Genomic DNA, 15,046 nt, shown 5'->3' with positions numbered 1-15,046 from the left:
TTGTCCTCCGTCAGCCGGCGTTGCGGGCCGTGGCGTCGGTAATCACCTGGTCATCGGCTTTCAGATCGCCCGATTTTACCACGGTATGCTGGCCGTCGGTGGAGCCGGTTTCGATGGCGACTGAGACTGGCGTGTTGTTGCGCAGCACCCAGACCGTTCTTTTGCCGGCCGCAGCCGCCTGACCGGCATCGCGGTTCTGCGAGCGGCCCATGCGCGGCGGGCGGAACAGGCTCATCAGCCCGCCGCCACGGGAGGCGGATTCGCGCGGCGGCGTATAACGAAGCGCGGAATTCGGCACCAGCAGCGTATCCTTGATCTCTTCGACGATGATATTGGCGGTCGCCGTCATGCCGGGGCGCAGCAGCAGTTCCTCATTGTCGACGGTCAATATGCCCTTGTAGGTCACGACGTTGGATACGGTTTCGGAGGCGAAGCGCACGGTCTCGATCTCGGCCGGAAAGCTGCGGTCGGGATAGGCATCGACGTTAAAATTGGCCTTCTGACCGGTCTCGACCTTGCCGACATCGGCCTCATCCACCGAGACCTGCAATTCCATGTGGCGCAGATCGCCGGCTATGGTGAACAGCACCGGGGCATTGAGCGAGGAGGCGACGGTGGCGCCGGGATCGACGCTGCGGGTGAGGATGACGCCATCGATGGGCGAGACGATCTTTGCCTTGCCGAGATTGACCTCGGCGAGCCTTAGATCCGCTTCCGCCGAAAGCACGGTCGCCTCGTTGACTTCGAGCGTCGCGGCAGCCGCATCATGGGTGAACTGCGCGGCGTCCAGATCCTGCTGGCTGGAGACCCGGTTCTGCACCAGCGATTTCAGGCGCTCCATGGAGGTTTTGGCCGAGCCGAGATCGGCGTGCGCCTTCAGCACATTGGCCTTGGCGGAGGCAAGCTTGGCGCGGGCGCTCTGCACATCGGCTTCGAGCTTGTTGGTATCCAGTTCGGCCAATACGTCCCCGGCCTTGACCGGGCTGTTATAGGTGACGTTGACCTTGCGCACGGTGCCGGACAGTTCGCTCGATATATCGACCTGATCCGTCGGCTGAACCGAGCCGGTGGAGGTGACGATGACCGAGAGATCGCCCTGACGCGCAGCTTCCGTAGTGTAGCTATAAGCAACGCCTGCCGCACGTGACTGGTAATAATAACCAAGGCCCCCGCCAATCAGCACAAGGGCTGCTGCGGCATAAAGATACCGACGCGACTTTTTCTTGCGGCCGTTTCTGTTCGTTCCCAGAATCTCGCGCAGATCGGGCTGGCTGTTTTCGGTATCGCTGCCACTCGTATTGGCGTCATTCATTCTCGTCACCCGCAAAGTTCAAAATACCACAGAGGGTTGTCACCGCTCTCCGGTTTGTCCGTCCATCTGTCGCCGTTGTATTCCTCTGATTGTGGGAAGTGACATAGCTTGCCCCAAGGGTGAAGTGAAAACTTGGTAATATTTATGATAGTTCTGGTCTGCTAGAGATAAATCCTGGAAGATCGATGCCATAAACGGGGCTGAGCTTTCAGCAGCGATAGTCAGGACGAAGATAGAATGAACGACAATGTGGTGAAGTTCCGCAAACCGGTGCCGCCGAAGAAGCCACGCGAACCGCTGGGACCGAAAGCCAGGAAGGCTTTGACGATTGCGGCTGTCATCGCGTTTTTCGTGGCGGTGTGGGGGTATTTCACGTTGTTCGGGTAATGGCCGCGTTGTCGTTGACGACCGTCGGTTTCCCCATAAGGCCGCATAAGTACGACGGCTTCATGGCATTGTATGGACGCTTGTCGGTCGCCGGGAATCGCTGCTGCCCATGAGATCGAGGCGGAATGCGGGGAGCCGAATCTTATCATCGCGAATGACAAGTCACCAAATGCCCTCTACCACAAAGTGGCACGCCATTGTCGTGGCACGGGGGCAAAAGGACCAAAGTTCGGGCCGATCCTTAAATGATTTGTGTGTAGTGCCTCAAACACCATCCTTCAATCAAGTAGAAGAGTTCCAAGGTTACGGGAAAACCAAATAGCGTGATTGGCTACTAATTTTGCTGTCAGGTAACTGCCAGAGGGGAGATAGACTGGCGCTTCTAGACTCGATTAAGCGAACGGGAATCTCAATGATGCGTGATTTATCTTCGCTCATCATAATGACCATCTGATCATTTTGAATCAAAAGGTATCCCTTCACCATAGTTGGCGTGGAACCTTTGGCGACTATAACTTCGTATTCTATGCCGCCACCATATCGAATTACCCTCAGAAAGCTCCCATAGAGACCGGTGTTAAATAGACAAGTCGCCGAGGCAACTATCACAGCGGCTGATAGCCAAATCTGAAATTGAAAAAAGGATGTCAAGTTTGAGATGACTGCCAGCGATATCATCGCGAGCAAGTTCACGAATATAAGAATTAAAAATAGGATCACATAATTCGATCCGACGTTTAAGTTGAAATGATAGAGAATCAACAATTCCAATAAAGTCACAACGGTCACGGAGAGAATAAGGACTGCCCAAGTTTGCCGTCTGCTTAATACACTTTCCAGCGGAACCGTTAGACCGGAAGGTAGCCATGCTAGCTTTGCGATTAAGTAGTTCGTAAATTTGACTATGAAGTTGGTATGCCTCAATGTAACGACAAACGAGAACATGCACGCTCCCGTTAACAGAAATCCTAAAAATGCCAACGTCGCCATCGCTGCTGATACGTACGGAACACCCTCAATAGGCACTCGGAAACCAAAAGTCATCGCATAATATGCTGTGGCTACCGGCGTCAGTTCACCGAGCACGAAAGATGCAAAAAGAGACTTTATTATCAATAAGATCAATGATCTAGAAAAAATAGTAAGTTTTAACCAAGCGCGATGCGCGCGGCGCTTGGCACGTTTCAACGTTACATTGCAGCTTCGTAAGTTCATAACCACCCCTCTGATCCTGCGGGCTGGATTGCGCTTTTTAAGCGATGAAACAAGTCTTTCAGAACATTACGATTAACGGACCCTTAGGAAACTCATTGCGGTGGCTAAGAGTGCTGGATGTCTCGACCGTGGAATAATTTTCCGCCACTGCATCCAAACGTGGTGGCTGGTGTCACATGAATCGTGAAAGCAAGCTAAGCGCTTGAAAAGATGGCGACCCCTGCAGGACTCGAACCTGCGACCTACTGCTTAGAAGGCAGTTGCTCTATCCAGTTGAGCTAAGGGGCCGTCATGCCGGGCAATCGATACTCCGGCAAAAACTTTGATCGTCGCGTTTCAGTGCGTCCAGGGCTGGGTGCGGTTGAAACGGAAATTGTCGGTGTAGGAAACCACCTTGCGGGTTGCTTCCTTCGGCTGGATGACGCGGTATTCGATACCCTTGCGCTGGGCATAGGCTTCGGCCTGTTCCTGTGTCTCGAATGTCAGCTTGAGCTGCTGCTTCATGTCGGAACTGGAGGTGTAGCCCATGATCGGATCGATCTTGCGCGGAACCTCGGCGTCGAATTCCAGAACCCAGACATTGGTTTTCGCCTTGCCGGATTGCATGGCGGTTTTTGCAGGGCGGTAAATCTTCGCAGACATGTCGAAACTGCTCCGGTTGGACAGTGGGGCGAAACGCCCCGAATTATTCATCACGTACCTGAATAGAATAACCAAATCGTGTCAGGAACGTTGAATTTGAAATGGACTGACTTCAGGTGAGAGTCAAGACGATTATCCCCTTGCCGTCCGATCCTGCGCCGTCGTTTCGAGGTTACGTTTTGCTCATCGGGGCCGTGGCTGAACAAAGATGAATTTCCCTGTTGCGGACTGCGGGTGAACCGTGTATTCCCCAGCCATCGCCTCGGCGGAGTGTAGCGCAGTCTGGTAGCGCATCTGGTTTGGGACCAGAGGGTCGGGAGTTCGAATCTCTCCACTCCGACCATTTTAAAGCAGAACATCAGCTTTCCGGCGTAACTTCTTCCAAATAGCAGTGATTTATTCCGCGGACGGACCGGCCAGAGTGCTCTCTGCCGTGCCGATCGTCATGACATTGCCGCGCCATGCCACCGCGCTGCCGATCCAGCTTCGCGCCCAGACGACGGGCATGATCATGTCGCGGGCGATCATCGCCGGCAGCGTATGGAGCGATATCGGCCAGCGGTTGAGGGCCGCGAGCGCAAGTTCCGGCACGTACATGAGGGCGAGGACGGCAAAGGCGGTTGCGGCGAGGTTTATATCCATCATCGCAGCGGCAGCGAGCGCGAAGAGAAGCGGGGGAAGCGCGCCGGTGAGGATTTCCGGCGCGAAATATTGCGGGAAGGTCACGCGTCGCAGCCGCGCCCAGCGGGTCTGGCGCGACCAGATCTCGCCGGCATGGCGCTGGCCGAGAGGCTGTTCGAAGGGAGCGCAGACCAGATGCACCTTGCGGCCGGCACTTCGCACCAGCTTCGTCGAGGCGGCGTCTTCGGCGATTTCAGCGGCCAGCGCGCGAATGCCGCCATTGTCTTCCAGAAACGGCTTGTTCCACAACATCGACTTGCCCTGCGCGAAGCCCATGCCGATGGCTTCCGCCGCATATTGCCAGCGGCCCTGCGAGCCGTTGAGGAAGGCGCATTCCACATGCGCCCAGAACCCCGCAGGCCTTGAGCCGAGCGGCGGCGAGCAGACGAGCCCGCTATCCTGCCGCCAGGCCGACATCATGGTCGCAATATAGGATTTCGGCATCAACACGTTCGAATCGGCCAGAATCACCCATTCATGCCGGGCGGCCCGCCAGCCCTTGACGCAATTGTTCAGTTTCGGATTGGCGCTGATGCGGTCATCGCCAATGAGCAATTGCATGGAAACCGAGGGGAAGGCGGCTTGCGCTTTGCGAACTTCCTCGATCACCGGATCGAATTCATCGGCGACGCAGAACAGCAACTCATAATCGGGCCAGTTGAGTTCGAAGGCGCGCGACAGCGTCAGGGGCGTGAAGTTCTCCACACCACGCAGCGGGACCACGAGCGAGACAGGCGGCTTTTGCCGGACGAGATCGTTTTCCGTGTCCCGCCTCGTCAGTCGCCAGCCGGCCAGAACGATGCCGAGAAGATTGAAGCCGAGGAGCAGAATTGCGCAAAGGGCAAAGACAGTTTCCATGCTGGCCAGTTCCACTCCCAAGCTTTTGGCGGTCTGCGCGCCAATCGATTCCATGGAATTCGTCTCTGCCGATTATAACGTTTGCGTGACAGTTACATGTCATCATCGGCCGGTGTGCAGGCTGCGCCGTGCATGGAAGCGTCGCAGAAGCCACGCGCAAAAGAAAAAGCCCTCCGCATAGAAGGGCCCAATCGTCATGACGGTCGATGAATTTTAGTGGACGTTCAGGATATGGGCATGACTGCTTGCGATGAGAAACGATTCCCGTGCTTTCTCGATGTCGCATCTGCCAGCGATGGCATCGAGGCAGTTCCTGCGCGCCTCTTCATATTCCGGCCCGTGTTCCTCGGGCCAACGATACATCAGCATGTCCAGCGCCACCAGCGGGCTGTAGATTTCCACGGCGACGCACAGCGGCAGGTGGATCGCCACCGGCTTCATCCACGAGGCGTGGTGACACGGCTCCGTTCTGTTAATCAGCATGTCATTCTCCTCCCTGTTTTACCTGCCTTGAAGGTCTTTCATTCTCCCATGCGCGAAATGCCCGCCTCACGAAATGGTTCCCGATCACCTAAAATGTGATCGATCAGGGGGTTCCAATTTTCCAAGATGAATGGAAGATGAACAAATAGATGAACCGGAGATGAACAAAACCGCCCTCGGGGCGTTGTTATGTCCATAAGAAGGAGAACGCATATGTTCAATTTGTCAGGCATTCAGGAAAGCTTCTTCGGAGACCGCATGGCCGGCGTATGCCAGGCAATCACGTCGGCTCTGGCCTTCGAATCGGGTCTCGAGAAGTCGCGCATTTCGGCAACTGTCGAAAATGATGTGATCTATCTGGAAGGCACGGCCGATTCGGTAGAGGCGATCGACATCGCCATCAACCTTGCCGCTTCCATTTCCAATTGCCGGATTCTGAGCCATATCGAGCCGGTCTACTGAATATTGCGCCAGCCGGGCGAAAGCTCGTCCGGCTCATTCAGACGCAATAACGCGGCAACGTCATTTCCGGTTGCCGATTTGCGCGCTGCGAACCATATCGCCCGGCTTGATGCCATAGCGCTTCGCAGTGCCGCCATTCAGTTCAAGCACAAATTTTACTGGCCCGCGGGAGCTGATGATCGCTTCCGAATGCGGAACCGCGTTTTCGTGAATATGGGTAATGTGGCCGTCACGGCCAATGAAAAGCATGTCGAGCGGAATAAGCGTATTCCGCATCCACATGGCGACGTCACGCGGCTCACCGAAATCGAACAGCATGCCGTTTTCAAGCGGCATGTTCTTGCGGAACATCAGGCCCTGTTCGCGCTGGGCGTTGTTCAGCGCCAGTTCGGCGGTGAAATCGTGGTTCTTTCCCCCGGCGGTTTCAATCTGCAGCGGTTCGGAGGTGAAAGTCTGCTGTTGCTGAGCCTGGGCAGCGGCGGCCAGCGTGAAAAAAAGAAGCGCCATAACGGCGCTTTTCACCATATGGGGCAGGGCGGACATCAATGCGACATCCCGATGGAAACCGGATTGTCGGGGTGGATTTCCGCCGCCATCAGGCCCTTGTCGCCATCGCCATAACGCACCAGAACCACCTGGCCGGGGCGAAGCTCCGTCAGGCCGAAACGGCGCAGGGTTTCCATATGCACGAAAATATCTTCCGTTCCTTCGCCGCGCGTCAGGAAGCCGAAACCCTTGGTGCGGTTGAACCACTTGACGATGGCGCGCTCAAGCCCGCTCGAAGGCGTTACCTGCACATGGGTGCGCACCGGCGGCAGTTGCGAGGGGTGAACGGCGGTCGACTGGTCCATGGACAGGATGCGGAATGCCTGGAAACCGCGGTCGCGCCGCTGGATGAGGGCGACGATGCGCGTGCCTTCAAGAATTGTTTGGTAACCGTCGCGGCGCAGGCAGGAGACGTGCAGCAGCACATCCTGCGTGCCGTTGTCGGGGACGATAAAGCCGAAACCCTTGGCGACATCGAACCACTTCACGACGCCGGTAATTTCGGTCAGGTCCACGGCATCGCCCGAAAGGTCCTCGACATCGACTATCGTTTTCGATGACATCCTATCAGCCATATCCTGCCAACCCCTCGATTACGCGCCATACACCGGTCAACTGATTCCTGTGCGCCAGATTAACATCTTGGTAACGGTTTCACGCAAGCCCTAGTTTTTGATTTACGCAGCTGCTTTTATGTCGCCGTCCTTGTCCGGGGCTTGCCATCATGCGTTTAACGGCTCCGGACCCGTGTAATGGAGAGGAAGAAAATGCGGTATCTGCACACAATGGTTCGCGTCAAAGACCTTGGCGAATCACTGAAATTCTATAGCGACCTGCTGGGTCTTGAGGAAATACGCCGAATCGAGAACGAAAAAGGCCGATTCACTCTGGTGTTTCTTGCGGCGCGTGATGACATTGCTGCGGCGAAGGAAAACAAGGCGCCGTGCCTCGAACTCACCTATAATTGGGATACCGAGGATTATACCGGCGGCCGCAACTTCGGCCATCTGGCTTACGAGGTCGACAATATCTACGATTTCTGCGCCCGGCTTCAGCAGAACGGCATCGTCATCAACCGGCCCCCGCGTGACGGACACATGGCCTTCGTGCGCTCGCCGGATGGTATTTCCTTCGAAATTCTGCAGAAGGGCGAAAGCCTCGCACCAGCCGAACCGTGGATATCTATGCAGAATACCGGTTCCTGGTAGGGATTTTCCGGTGAGCAGCGGCGTTTTCGGGTGCTCTTGCCTTGTTCCGAGGGGATGAGGCATAGTCCGCGAATCGAAACGGCCAGTCCCGTTTTGGGGAAGCACACGCGCCCGTTCCCGTGCTGCTGTTGGAAATGCAAGATACGGAGGCCACCCATGACAACTGTCGAGAGCGCGAAAGGACGTCTGGTCCGTCAGCGTCTCGTCATCGCGGTTTCGCTGCTCGGGCTTTCCGGATGCGTTTCGGCGGTGACCGACGACGAGATGGCGGCGGCGACCAAAAAGCCGGAAATTTCCGCACAACAGAAGCCGCAGACCGCCGCTTCAACTGCTGCGGCCGGCGCGCAACAGGGACATTATGTGGATCCGGCCGTGGCGTCGGCGGCCGGAGCGGCCGCACCAGCCCAGCCGCAGGCATCGGGCGGCCCGGCGCAGGCCTATGGCGCCGCCCCCGATATCGGCGGATTGACGACGCAGCCAACGGCGATCTCCGCAGGGACGACAAGCATTTATTCCACCGCATCCGCAGCAGCAGCGCCCGCCGGTGCCGCAGGGGCGCCGGGCATGGCCACTGCTGCGGGCGCTTCTTCCCAGAAAATCGTTCCCGCCGTCAGCAGCGTCTATTCGGCGCCGGTGCAGGCGGCGCAGCCGCAACCGGTGACAGCGCCGGCTCAGGTCCCGCCAGCCGCACAGGCGCCGGCGGAACAGCACAGCGAAAATCGTCAGCCGACATCCGTACCCGTGCCGCAGTCGGCATCGGAACAGCTCGCGGCCGTTGCCGCGCAACCAGCCAAGGACGCCAGGGCGGCGGGCGAGGGGCAGGAAAGCGAGGGTAAGGGCGTGACGCTTGCGGCATTTTTCGCCGGTGCGGCCAAAAAGCGCCTGCCGAAAATGATTGAAAGCGGCACGGCCGGCAATACGCAGGTCGCGGCATTGCCCGGCGTTTCGGACGGGACGATGGGCATTGCCCTTTCCGGCCGCTCAATGATGTCCGACGAATTCGACGACGCCCATCTCGATGAAGAGGATGACCAGCCGACCGGTCTGATGAAGCTAGCCTCGCTCTCCGGTCTCACCCGCGTCGCCCCGAACGGGCTTTTCCTGCAGACGGACCGTGTCGAAGTCGGCTGTTTCAAGCCGGAACTGGTGCGGATGATCAAGGATGTGGAGCGCCACTACAACAGCCCGGCGATCGTCACCTCGGGCTATCGTCCGCCGAAGGGCATAAGGCAGGGCTCAAAGCACTATACCTGCGATGCCGCCGACATCCAGATCAAGGGCGTCTCCAAATGGGAGCTTGCCACCTATCTGCGTTCCCTGCCGGAACGCGGCGGTGTCGGCACCTATTGCCACACCGAATCGGTCCATATGGACACGGGTGAGCCAAGAGACTGGAACTGGCGCTGCCGCCGTACTGCTGCGCGCAAATGATTTCCTGATTGGATTTACGGGAATACTAGGCCGTGGACTCGTTATGACGGAGCACAACGCGAATGCAAGCTAGCTTCGTCATGGCGAGAAACGTCATTCCCAGCTTGTCGTATCGGGTTGCAACCCTTCTGTAGTATTTGAGCTTGTTAAAGAACCGCTCAATGAGATTGCGCTTTTTGTAGAGCCAAGGACTGAAGACGATTGGCTCCTTTCGGTTAGATTTTGGCGGAATGTTTGCCCATGAGCGTTCCGCGCTCAACCTTGAGCGTAGCCAGTCGGCATCATGGCTTTGTCCGCAAGAAGCATCGCCCCCGACGGAAGATTATCGAGTAGTTCGCTCGCTGCCGTTAGGTCATGGGCATTGCCAGGTGTAACGGCAATCTTGATTGGCAAGCCTTTTCCATCGGTTAAAGCATGGATTTTAGTTGTGAGGCCGCCTCGACTTCTTCCAAGGCAGCGATCTGGATGATCCGCCCTCAATGTTGCCGCTGAATGATGAGCGCGAATTGAAGTGCCATCGATCATCGTGATTCGATCATGCGATGCGCTGGTGATGGCCTCCAACAACCCGTCCCAGATTCCGGCTTTTATCCAGCGTCGGAAGCGATTGTAGCAGGTGGTGTAGGGGCCATATCGCTGTGGCACATCACGCCAAGGAGCACCTGATCGCAGAACCCAGAAAATACCGTTCAGGACGCGGCGGTCATCAACACGCGGCACGCCTCGCGGCTTGTTGGGTAACAACGGCTTAATCGCACGCCACTCGGGGTCAGTCAAATCGTATCGGCTCATGCCGACACTGAATCAGAGGTTGACCCATTATGGAAGACGTATAGCCTTGCCGCATGAAAGACGACCCTGAGATGCTGCTCCCAGACACGCTGCGATCTGCTGCTTGCCGCAGCGGCAATGAGTGGGGTTGGCAACCTGAAACAATACCTCTGGTGATTGATGAAGCCAAGAAATTGGGCCTTCTCAATGTTGGCGGGCAACTGCAATTCCTGATGCCGGAAGGCACCTGCGAATGTTATTGGATAGAAGTAAATGCGTTGGTGGGCGAGCCAGACGGCTTAACGTGGGCCGAGCGCGTCGCACGATCTGCAAGAGCCGCACGACAGCAAATGGTTGATATCGGCCTTCGTTACGACTTTATCGAAGAAGGGCGAAAAGCATTTCCCGCCCCTTTTGCAGCTCACGAAGCTACCGGTGGCAACATCCGCGACCGCATGTGCTTTATTTGGTACTTAGAGGCAGACCGCTCATGATCGCCTCGCCGCCCGTTTATGGGTTCACGACCTAAATCCCCATGATTTCCGGGGCCGAGACTTCAGCCTGAGGAACTATCTCGAGCGATTGAAACGATTGCCCGGTCATGCCGTGTCGTTGCCGCCGAGCCGGTGATCCTTATCGCGCCGGCTGTTCTAAAACCCGGGCTTGCGGTGGATATCGTTATTTTGCGCTCGGAGACTGCGGCCGAATCTTTTCCATTACCGCCGGAGTTCGGCCACCTTCGGCGCTAACTCTTTGCGAAATATCAGAAAATTGTATCTGAAGGTGGTGAGAGCGCAGGGATTCGAACCCTGGACCTACTGATTAAAAGTCAGTTGCTCTACCGGCTGAGCTACGCTCTCCCGTGTCGGGGCTTGGCTGCCCTTCGGAAGTGCGCGGAACATAGGTAGAGCGATCCGTTCGGTCAACCCAAAAAAAGCGGTTTCGACAATCAATCCGGTTTTTTTTGTCGCACCCCCGAAAAGGTGATTGGAGAGAGGGGGCGGCTGGGGATAAAACCGGCTTCAGACATGTCGGCCGAACGGGTGAAATCCTTTTGCAGCAATGACATGCACGAAAATGAAGCGTGAAGTGCCGGCGAAGCTCGAGAATCGCGGCGGCTTTGCGGAATGCGGAGTTCTTTCTTGTCGATTGCCGATATTTCCCTGTTCAGCGCGCTTCTGGCCGGCGCTCTTTCGTTTCTGTCGCCCTGCGTTCTGCCGTTGGTGCCGCCTTATCTCTGTTATATGGCGGGTGTTTCGGTCGAGCAGTTCAGGACGGAAGATACCGCGCCGCGGCCGGAGATTCGCAGGGCCGTGCTGTTTTCGGCCTTCTTCTTCACGCTCGGTTTCGCCACGGTCTTCGTGGCGCTGGGGGCCGGCGCCTCGACGATCGGCACGCTTCTGCGCCAGAATCTCGATATTCTCGCCAAGATCGGCGGTTTCATCATCATTCTGATGGGTCTGAATTTCCTCGGCGTGTTCCGCATCGGCCTATTTTCGCGCGAGGCGCGGTTTCAGGGGGCGGGCAAGCCTGCCACGCTGTCCGGAGCCTATGTCATGGGTCTTGCCTTCGCCTTCGGCTGGACGCCCTGCATTGGCCCGGTTCTGGGGGCTATTCTCGGCGTCGCCGCCGCGCGCGATACGGTTGGCGACGGTGCGGCGTTGCTTGCGGTCTATTCTCTTGGCCTTGCGGTGCCGTTCTGGATCGCGGCGGCGTTTTCCGGCTCCTTCATGCGTTTCCTCGTCCGCTTCCGCCGCCATCTCGGCCTCGTGGAAAAGCTGCTCGGCGTGTTGCTGGTGCTGACCGGTCTCGCTTTCATGTCCGGTTTTATCACCAATGTGGCGATCTGGTTCCAGGAGACCTTTCCGATCCTGATGCAAATCGGCTAAGCCTCCCGCTGGAGTTGCTTGCGGGGGAAACATAGTGACGGATATCGTCGGATTGCTGTTACCGTTTTTCGGCCTGATCTTCATCGGCTACGGGGCGGCGCGCATCACGAAGCAGCCGGTCGAGGCGATGGGCTGGCTGAACACCTTCATCATCTATGCGGCGCTTCCGGCGCTGTTTTTCAAGCTGGTGTCGAAAACGCCGGTGGAGGAATTGGCGCGGATGGATTTCGTCGCGGCCAGTCTCGCCTGCACCTATGGCATTTTCTTTGCTGTGTTCCTGATCGGCCGGTTCGTGCGGAAAAACAGCCTTGCCGAAACCACGATCCAGAGTTTCGCGGCAAGCTACGGCAATATCGGCTATATGGGGCCGGGCCTTGCGCTTCTGGCGCTTGGCGAAAAGGCGGCGGTGCCGGTGGCGCTGATCGTCTGTCTGGAAAATGCCGCCCACTTCATCGTCGCACCGGCGATGATGGCGGTTGCGGGCGGCGACAAGCGCTCCCCGGCAAGACTTGCGCTGGATGTGGCGCGCAAGGTCATCACCCATCCCTTCATCGTCTCCGTCATCGCCGGTTTTCTCGCCGCCTCGCTGTCATGGCAGCCGCCGGAAGCGGTGCAGCGGCTGGTGGATTATCTGGCGCAATCGGCGGCGCCCTGCGCATTGTTTGCCATGGGCGTGACGCTGGCGCTTCGGCCGATGAAACGGGTGCCGGTGGAAATCAGCTATATCGTGCCGGCAAAGCTGATCCTGCATCCGCTTGCCGCTTATCTCGTGCTCTCGTCGCTCGGGCGGTTCGAGCCGGTGTGGATCTATTCGGCCGTGCTTTTGGCCGCGCTGCCGACCGCGACGAATGTTTTCGTCATCGGCCAGCAATATCACGTCTGGCAGGAGCGGGCGTCGGCAACGATCCTGATCTCGACGGTGCTGTCGGTCCTCACGCTGACGGGCGTGGTGTATTTCATCCAGCCTTTTTGAAGCTGCCGAACAGCAGCGAGGGCAGGGCCTTCAGCCCACGACCGGGTTCGATGCCTTCGCGCATGACCATGCTTCTAAGCGTGCCGATGCCGGAAAGCACGTGCAGGCCCGCCGCGCGCGCCATCTGCACCGGCAGGAGATCGGAAAGCAGGGAGCGGTTCAGAAGATCGACGCTCAGCGTGCGGCTATAGACATCCGCCCGCCGCCGGCGGTCGAAGCTGCTGCCGGCGTCGGCCGCAATCGGCCGGTCGGAGACCGCGCTCAGCAATTCCGTCAGCGCGATGATGTCGCGCAGGCTGAGGTTCAGCCCCTGCGCGCCGATGGGCGGAAAACCATGTGCGGCCTCGCCGATCAGGGCGACGCGGCCCTTGCCGAAGCGATGCGCCGTCATGGAAGAGAGCGGCCATGCCTGCACACTGTCCTCGACGGTGACGGCTCCCAGCATGGATTGCATGCGCTCCTCGACCCGGAGGCTAAGCGCTTCCAGCGGCAGCGCCGTCAATTCCTCCGCCTGTTGCGGGGTGACGACCCAGACGAGGCTGGAGCGGTTGCCAGGCAGGGGAACCTGGGTGAAAGGGCCGGTGGGTGTGTGGAATTCCGTCGAGACATTACCATGCGACCGGCTATGGCCGAAGTTCAAAACAATGGCCGTCTGCGGATAGGACCAGGATTTGACGCCGATGCCGGCAGCATCCCGCACCATGGATTTGCGGCCATCCGCACCGATGAGGAAATCGGCGGAGAGCGTTTCGCCATTCGCAAGCGTTACCGTCACGCGGTCGTTGCCGATGTCGATTGTCTCGGCGGACGTGTCGAGGCGGGTAATATTGTGTTCCTGCCCGACCGCTTCGCTCAGAACGCCGAGCAAAGCCTCGTTGGGGATGTTCCAGCCAAAGGCATCCAGCCCGATTTCGGAGGAACGGAACTGCACGGTGGGTGCACGCAGCAGGCGGTCGGTGCCGTCGATGATCTGCATGGTGGAAAGGCGTGCGGCCGAAGGCGCGATGCGCGACCACAGGCCGAGACGGTCCATGAAGCGGATGGACTGGTCCATCAGCGCCGTGGTGCGCTGGTCCTTCCTGTCGCTGGAAGGTGCAATGAGCGCCACGTGGCGGCCAGCCCGCGCCAGCGCGATTGCCGCGATCTGGCCCGCAAGTCCCGCACCGGTGATGGCGATATCGAAGTGTCTCATGGTCCTGATCCGTTGTTATTTCCAAAGCATCATAAAGGCTTTGGTCGGGTAAATCCACTTCGGTCCCGGAACATCCGGTTGCGAAGATTCGTTGGTTGTGCCGCGATATTAGTCTTAGGATAAGCGGATTGAGCCGGTTGCAAAGCGTGGTGAATGGCCGCATACCGGAATGAACAGGCGGATGAAAAAACGGGGCACAGACGCTGACTATGAAAATTTTCAACTATAAGCGTGTTCCCTACGCGGAAATCCGCGCCTTTTCCGTCCATATGCTCACGGCCTCCGGCTCGTTCCTGGCTTTTCTCGGTGTGGTCGCCGCAGCCGAACACCGTTTCGTCGACATGTTCTGGTGGCTGGGGCTTGCGCTTCTGGTGGATGGCATCGACGGTCCCATCGCCCGCAAGGTCAGGGTGAAGGAAGTGCTGCCCAACTGGTCCGGCGATACCCTCGACAACATCATCGACTACGTGACCTATGTGCTTTTGCCCGCCTTTGCGCTTTACCAGAGTGGCATGATCGGCGAGCCGCTATCTTTCGTGGCGGCCGGCATGATCGTGGTGTCGAGCGCCATTTATTATGCCGATATGGGCATGAAGACGGACGAATATTTCTTCTCCGGCTTTCCGGTGGTGTGGAACATGGTGGTGTTCACCCTGTTCGTCATGGACGCCAGCGCCACAACGGCCATGGCCGTCGTTACGTTTTCGGTGTTCCTGACATTCCTGCCGATCAATTTCCTGCATCCGGTGCGGGTGAAGCGGCTGAGGCCGCTCAATCTCGCCGTGGTCTTCATCTGGTGCGCGCTCGGCGGTTATGCGCTGCTGATGCATTTCGAAACCCCGACCTGGGCCGTGATCGGCTTTGTGGCGAGCGGCATCTATCTTTATTGCATCGGTGGAATATTGCAGTTTTTCCCCTCGCTCGGCGCGAAATAAGAAAAGGGTAAAGCCGTTTATTGCTTGTGCAAATTGCATTTAAGCGGCTTCTTTTTCAGTT

At 57.8% G+C, this 15,046-nt stretch carries 17 protein-coding genes and 3 tRNA genes; 9 read left to right on the top strand and 11 right to left on the bottom strand.

Annotated elements, in window-relative coordinates:
- Positions 1 to 10 precede the first annotated feature (10 nt).
- The gene (locus I3J13_RS09560; protein ID WP_196378663.1) at positions 11 to 1,312 is read right to left on the bottom strand and encodes an efflux RND transporter periplasmic adaptor subunit; all 1,302 of its coding nucleotides are present in this window, start codon (positions 1,310 to 1,312) and stop codon (positions 11 to 13) included.
- Between the two features lie 237 nt (positions 1,313 to 1,549).
- Here I3J13_RS09560 and I3J13_RS09555 point away from each other — a divergent pair, with 237 nt between their 5' ends.
- A complete protein-coding gene (locus I3J13_RS09555; protein ID WP_112952646.1) occupies positions 1,550 to 1,699 on the top strand; it encodes a hypothetical protein in 150 nt (49 codons plus the stop codon).
- A 303-nt stretch (positions 1,700 to 2,002) separates the two neighbouring features.
- Here I3J13_RS09555 and I3J13_RS09550 read toward each other — a convergent pair whose 3' ends face one another.
- From I3J13_RS09550 to I3J13_RS09540, 3 genes are all read right to left on the bottom strand, one after another.
- Positions 2,003 to 2,887, bottom strand: coding sequence for a hypothetical protein (locus tag I3J13_RS09550; RefSeq protein ID WP_196378662.1), 885 nt, complete (start codon positions 2,885 to 2,887; stop codon positions 2,003 to 2,005).
- A 238-nt stretch (positions 2,888 to 3,125) separates the two neighbouring features.
- A tRNA-Arg gene (locus I3J13_RS09545) sits at positions 3,126 to 3,202 on the bottom strand.
- Positions 3,203 to 3,250: 48 nt separating this feature from the next.
- The gene (locus I3J13_RS09540) at positions 3,251 to 3,556 is read right to left on the bottom strand and encodes an ETC complex I subunit (RefSeq protein ID WP_003507982.1); all 306 of its coding nucleotides are present in this window, start codon (positions 3,554 to 3,556) and stop codon (positions 3,251 to 3,253) included.
- Positions 3,557 to 3,822: 266 nt separating this feature from the next.
- Here I3J13_RS09540 and I3J13_RS09535 point away from each other — a divergent pair.
- Positions 3,823 to 3,899: transfer RNA gene (locus tag I3J13_RS09535), tRNA-Pro, on the top strand.
- A gap of 53 nt (positions 3,900 to 3,952) precedes the next feature.
- On the opposite strand, the gene I3J13_RS09530 is transcribed toward I3J13_RS09535, so the two are convergent.
- Together I3J13_RS09530 and I3J13_RS09525 are read right to left on the bottom strand one after the other, a co-directional pair.
- Positions 3,953 to 5,095 (bottom strand): ceramide glucosyltransferase, encoded by a 1,143-nt coding sequence (locus tag I3J13_RS09530; RefSeq protein ID WP_196378783.1) that lies wholly within the window; start codon positions 5,093 to 5,095, stop codon positions 3,953 to 3,955.
- 213 nt (positions 5,096 to 5,308) lie between these two features.
- Complete coding sequence (locus I3J13_RS09525; RefSeq protein WP_003522644.1) at positions 5,309 to 5,578, bottom strand: DUF982 domain-containing protein; 270 nt, start codon at positions 5,576 to 5,578, stop codon at positions 5,309 to 5,311.
- Between the two features lie 213 nt (positions 5,579 to 5,791).
- Here I3J13_RS09525 and I3J13_RS09520 point away from each other — a divergent pair, with 213 nt between their 5' ends.
- Positions 5,792 to 6,040, top strand: a complete 249-nt coding sequence (locus I3J13_RS09520) for a BON domain-containing protein (protein ID WP_003522642.1) — start codon at positions 5,792 to 5,794, stop codon at positions 6,038 to 6,040.
- A gap of 60 nt (positions 6,041 to 6,100) precedes the next feature.
- On the opposite strand, the gene I3J13_RS09515 is transcribed toward I3J13_RS09520, so the two are convergent.
- A complete protein-coding gene (locus tag I3J13_RS09515; protein WP_196378661.1) occupies positions 6,101 to 6,583 on the bottom strand; it encodes a DUF192 domain-containing protein in 483 nt (160 codons plus the stop codon).
- Positions 6,583 to 7,161 carry a cold-shock protein gene (locus I3J13_RS09510; RefSeq protein ID WP_004442353.1) on the bottom strand — a complete coding sequence of 193 codons (579 nt, stop codon included), beginning with the start codon at positions 7,159 to 7,161 and terminating at the stop codon, positions 6,583 to 6,585. The genes I3J13_RS09515 and I3J13_RS09510 overlap by 1 nt, the downstream gene beginning before the upstream one ends.
- A gap of 192 nt (positions 7,162 to 7,353) precedes the next feature.
- On the opposite strand from I3J13_RS09510, the gene I3J13_RS09505 reads away from it, so the two are divergent.
- On the top strand, positions 7,354 to 7,794 hold the full coding sequence (locus I3J13_RS09505; protein ID WP_065655178.1) for a VOC family protein: 441 nt from the start codon (positions 7,354 to 7,356) through the stop codon (positions 7,792 to 7,794).
- Positions 7,795 to 7,950: 156 nt separating this feature from the next.
- Positions 7,951 to 9,225 (top strand): YcbK family protein, encoded by a 1,275-nt coding sequence (locus I3J13_RS09500; protein ID WP_196378660.1) that lies wholly within the window; start codon positions 7,951 to 7,953, stop codon positions 9,223 to 9,225.
- 25 nt (positions 9,226 to 9,250) lie between these two features.
- Here I3J13_RS09500 and I3J13_RS09495 read toward each other — a convergent pair.
- Positions 9,251 to 10,017, bottom strand: a protein-coding gene (locus I3J13_RS09495; RefSeq protein ID WP_196378659.1) for an IS5 family transposase whose coding sequence is annotated in 2 segments (ribosomal slippage) — positions 9,251 to 9,510 and positions 9,510 to 10,017 — 768 coding nt in all. Because the reading frame shifts where the segments join, the coding sequence is not laid out codon by codon here.
- Positions 10,018 to 10,070: 53 nt separating this feature from the next.
- Between I3J13_RS09495 and I3J13_RS09490 the strand changes: the two genes are divergently transcribed.
- Entirely contained in the window at positions 10,071 to 10,490 is a 420-nt protein-coding gene (locus tag I3J13_RS09490) for a hypothetical protein (protein ID WP_196378658.1), read from the top strand.
- A 290-nt stretch (positions 10,491 to 10,780) separates the two neighbouring features.
- Here the strand turns inward: I3J13_RS09490 and I3J13_RS09485 are convergent.
- Positions 10,781 to 10,856, bottom strand: a tRNA-Lys gene (locus tag I3J13_RS09485).
- 282 nt (positions 10,857 to 11,138) lie between these two features.
- Between I3J13_RS09485 and I3J13_RS09480 the strand changes: the two genes are divergently transcribed.
- Both I3J13_RS09480 and I3J13_RS09475 read left to right on the top strand, forming a co-directional pair.
- Positions 11,139 to 11,885, top strand: coding sequence for a cytochrome c biogenesis CcdA family protein (locus I3J13_RS09480; RefSeq protein WP_003523449.1), 747 nt, complete (start codon positions 11,139 to 11,141; stop codon positions 11,883 to 11,885).
- 34 nt (positions 11,886 to 11,919) lie between these two features.
- Positions 11,920 to 12,858 carry an AEC family transporter gene (locus I3J13_RS09475; RefSeq protein WP_196378657.1) on the top strand — a complete coding sequence of 313 codons (939 nt, stop codon included), beginning with the start codon at positions 11,920 to 11,922 and terminating at the stop codon, positions 12,856 to 12,858.
- Here the strand turns inward: I3J13_RS09475 and I3J13_RS09470 are convergent.
- Positions 12,842 to 14,050: a UbiH/UbiF family hydroxylase gene (locus tag I3J13_RS09470; RefSeq protein WP_196378656.1), complete on the bottom strand. Its 1,209-nt coding sequence runs from the start codon at positions 14,048 to 14,050 to the stop codon at positions 12,842 to 12,844. The two genes, I3J13_RS09475 and I3J13_RS09470, sit on opposite strands and share 17 nt — an antisense overlap.
- Positions 14,051 to 14,259: 209 nt before the next feature.
- Between I3J13_RS09470 and pcsA the strand changes: the two genes are divergently transcribed.
- Positions 14,260 to 14,985, top strand: a complete 726-nt coding sequence (gene pcsA, locus I3J13_RS09465; RefSeq protein WP_196378655.1) for a phosphatidylcholine synthase — start codon at positions 14,260 to 14,262, stop codon at positions 14,983 to 14,985.
- Positions 14,986 to 15,046: the final 61 nt, after the last annotated feature.

This window comes from Agrobacterium leguminum (genome assembly GCF_015704895.1).
Classification (GTDB): Bacteria; Pseudomonadota; Alphaproteobacteria; order Rhizobiales; family Rhizobiaceae; genus Agrobacterium; species Agrobacterium leguminum.
The sequence above is the reverse complement of the archived record's forward strand: the minus strand, read 5'-3'. Positions and strand labels throughout refer to the sequence as shown.

Bases quoted from the DNA above. Each gene is read 5' to 3' on its own strand.
- I3J13_RS09490 (WP_196378658.1), top strand. From the start codon at position 10,071: ATGAAAGACGACCCTGAGATGCTGCTCCCAGACACGCTGCGATCTGCT.
- I3J13_RS09520 (WP_003522642.1), top strand. From the start codon at position 5,792: ATGTTCAATTTGTCAGGCATTCAGGAAAGCTTCTTCGGAGACCGCATG.
- I3J13_RS09505 (WP_065655178.1), top strand. From the start codon at position 7,354: ATGCGGTATCTGCACACAATGGTTCGCGTCAAAGACCTTGGCGAATCA.
- I3J13_RS09525 (WP_003522644.1), bottom strand. From the start codon at position 5,578: ATGCTGATTAACAGAACGGAGCCGTGTCACCACGCCTCGTGGATGAAG.
- I3J13_RS09555 (WP_112952646.1), top strand. From the start codon at position 1,550: ATGAACGACAATGTGGTGAAGTTCCGCAAACCGGTGCCGCCGAAGAAG.
- I3J13_RS09510 (WP_004442353.1), bottom strand. From the start codon at position 7,161: ATGGCTGATAGGATGTCATCGAAAACGATAGTCGATGTCGAGGACCTT.
- I3J13_RS09560 (WP_196378663.1), bottom strand. From the start codon at position 1,312: ATGAATGACGCCAATACGAGTGGCAGCGATACCGAAAACAGCCAGCCC.
- I3J13_RS09470 (WP_196378656.1), bottom strand. From the start codon at position 14,050: ATGAGACACTTCGATATCGCCATCACCGGTGCGGGACTTGCGGGCCAG.
- pcsA (WP_196378655.1), top strand. From the start codon at position 14,260: ATGAAAATTTTCAACTATAAGCGTGTTCCCTACGCGGAAATCCGCGCC.
- I3J13_RS09540 (WP_003507982.1), bottom strand. From the start codon at position 3,556: ATGTCTGCGAAGATTTACCGCCCTGCAAAAACCGCCATGCAATCCGGC.
- I3J13_RS09515 (WP_196378661.1), bottom strand. From the start codon at position 6,583: ATGTCCGCCCTGCCCCATATGGTGAAAAGCGCCGTTATGGCGCTTCTT.
- I3J13_RS09500 (WP_196378660.1), top strand. From the start codon at position 7,951: ATGACAACTGTCGAGAGCGCGAAAGGACGTCTGGTCCGTCAGCGTCTC.
- I3J13_RS09530 (WP_196378783.1), bottom strand. From the start codon at position 5,095: ATGGAAACTGTCTTTGCCCTTTGCGCAATTCTGCTCCTCGGCTTCAAT.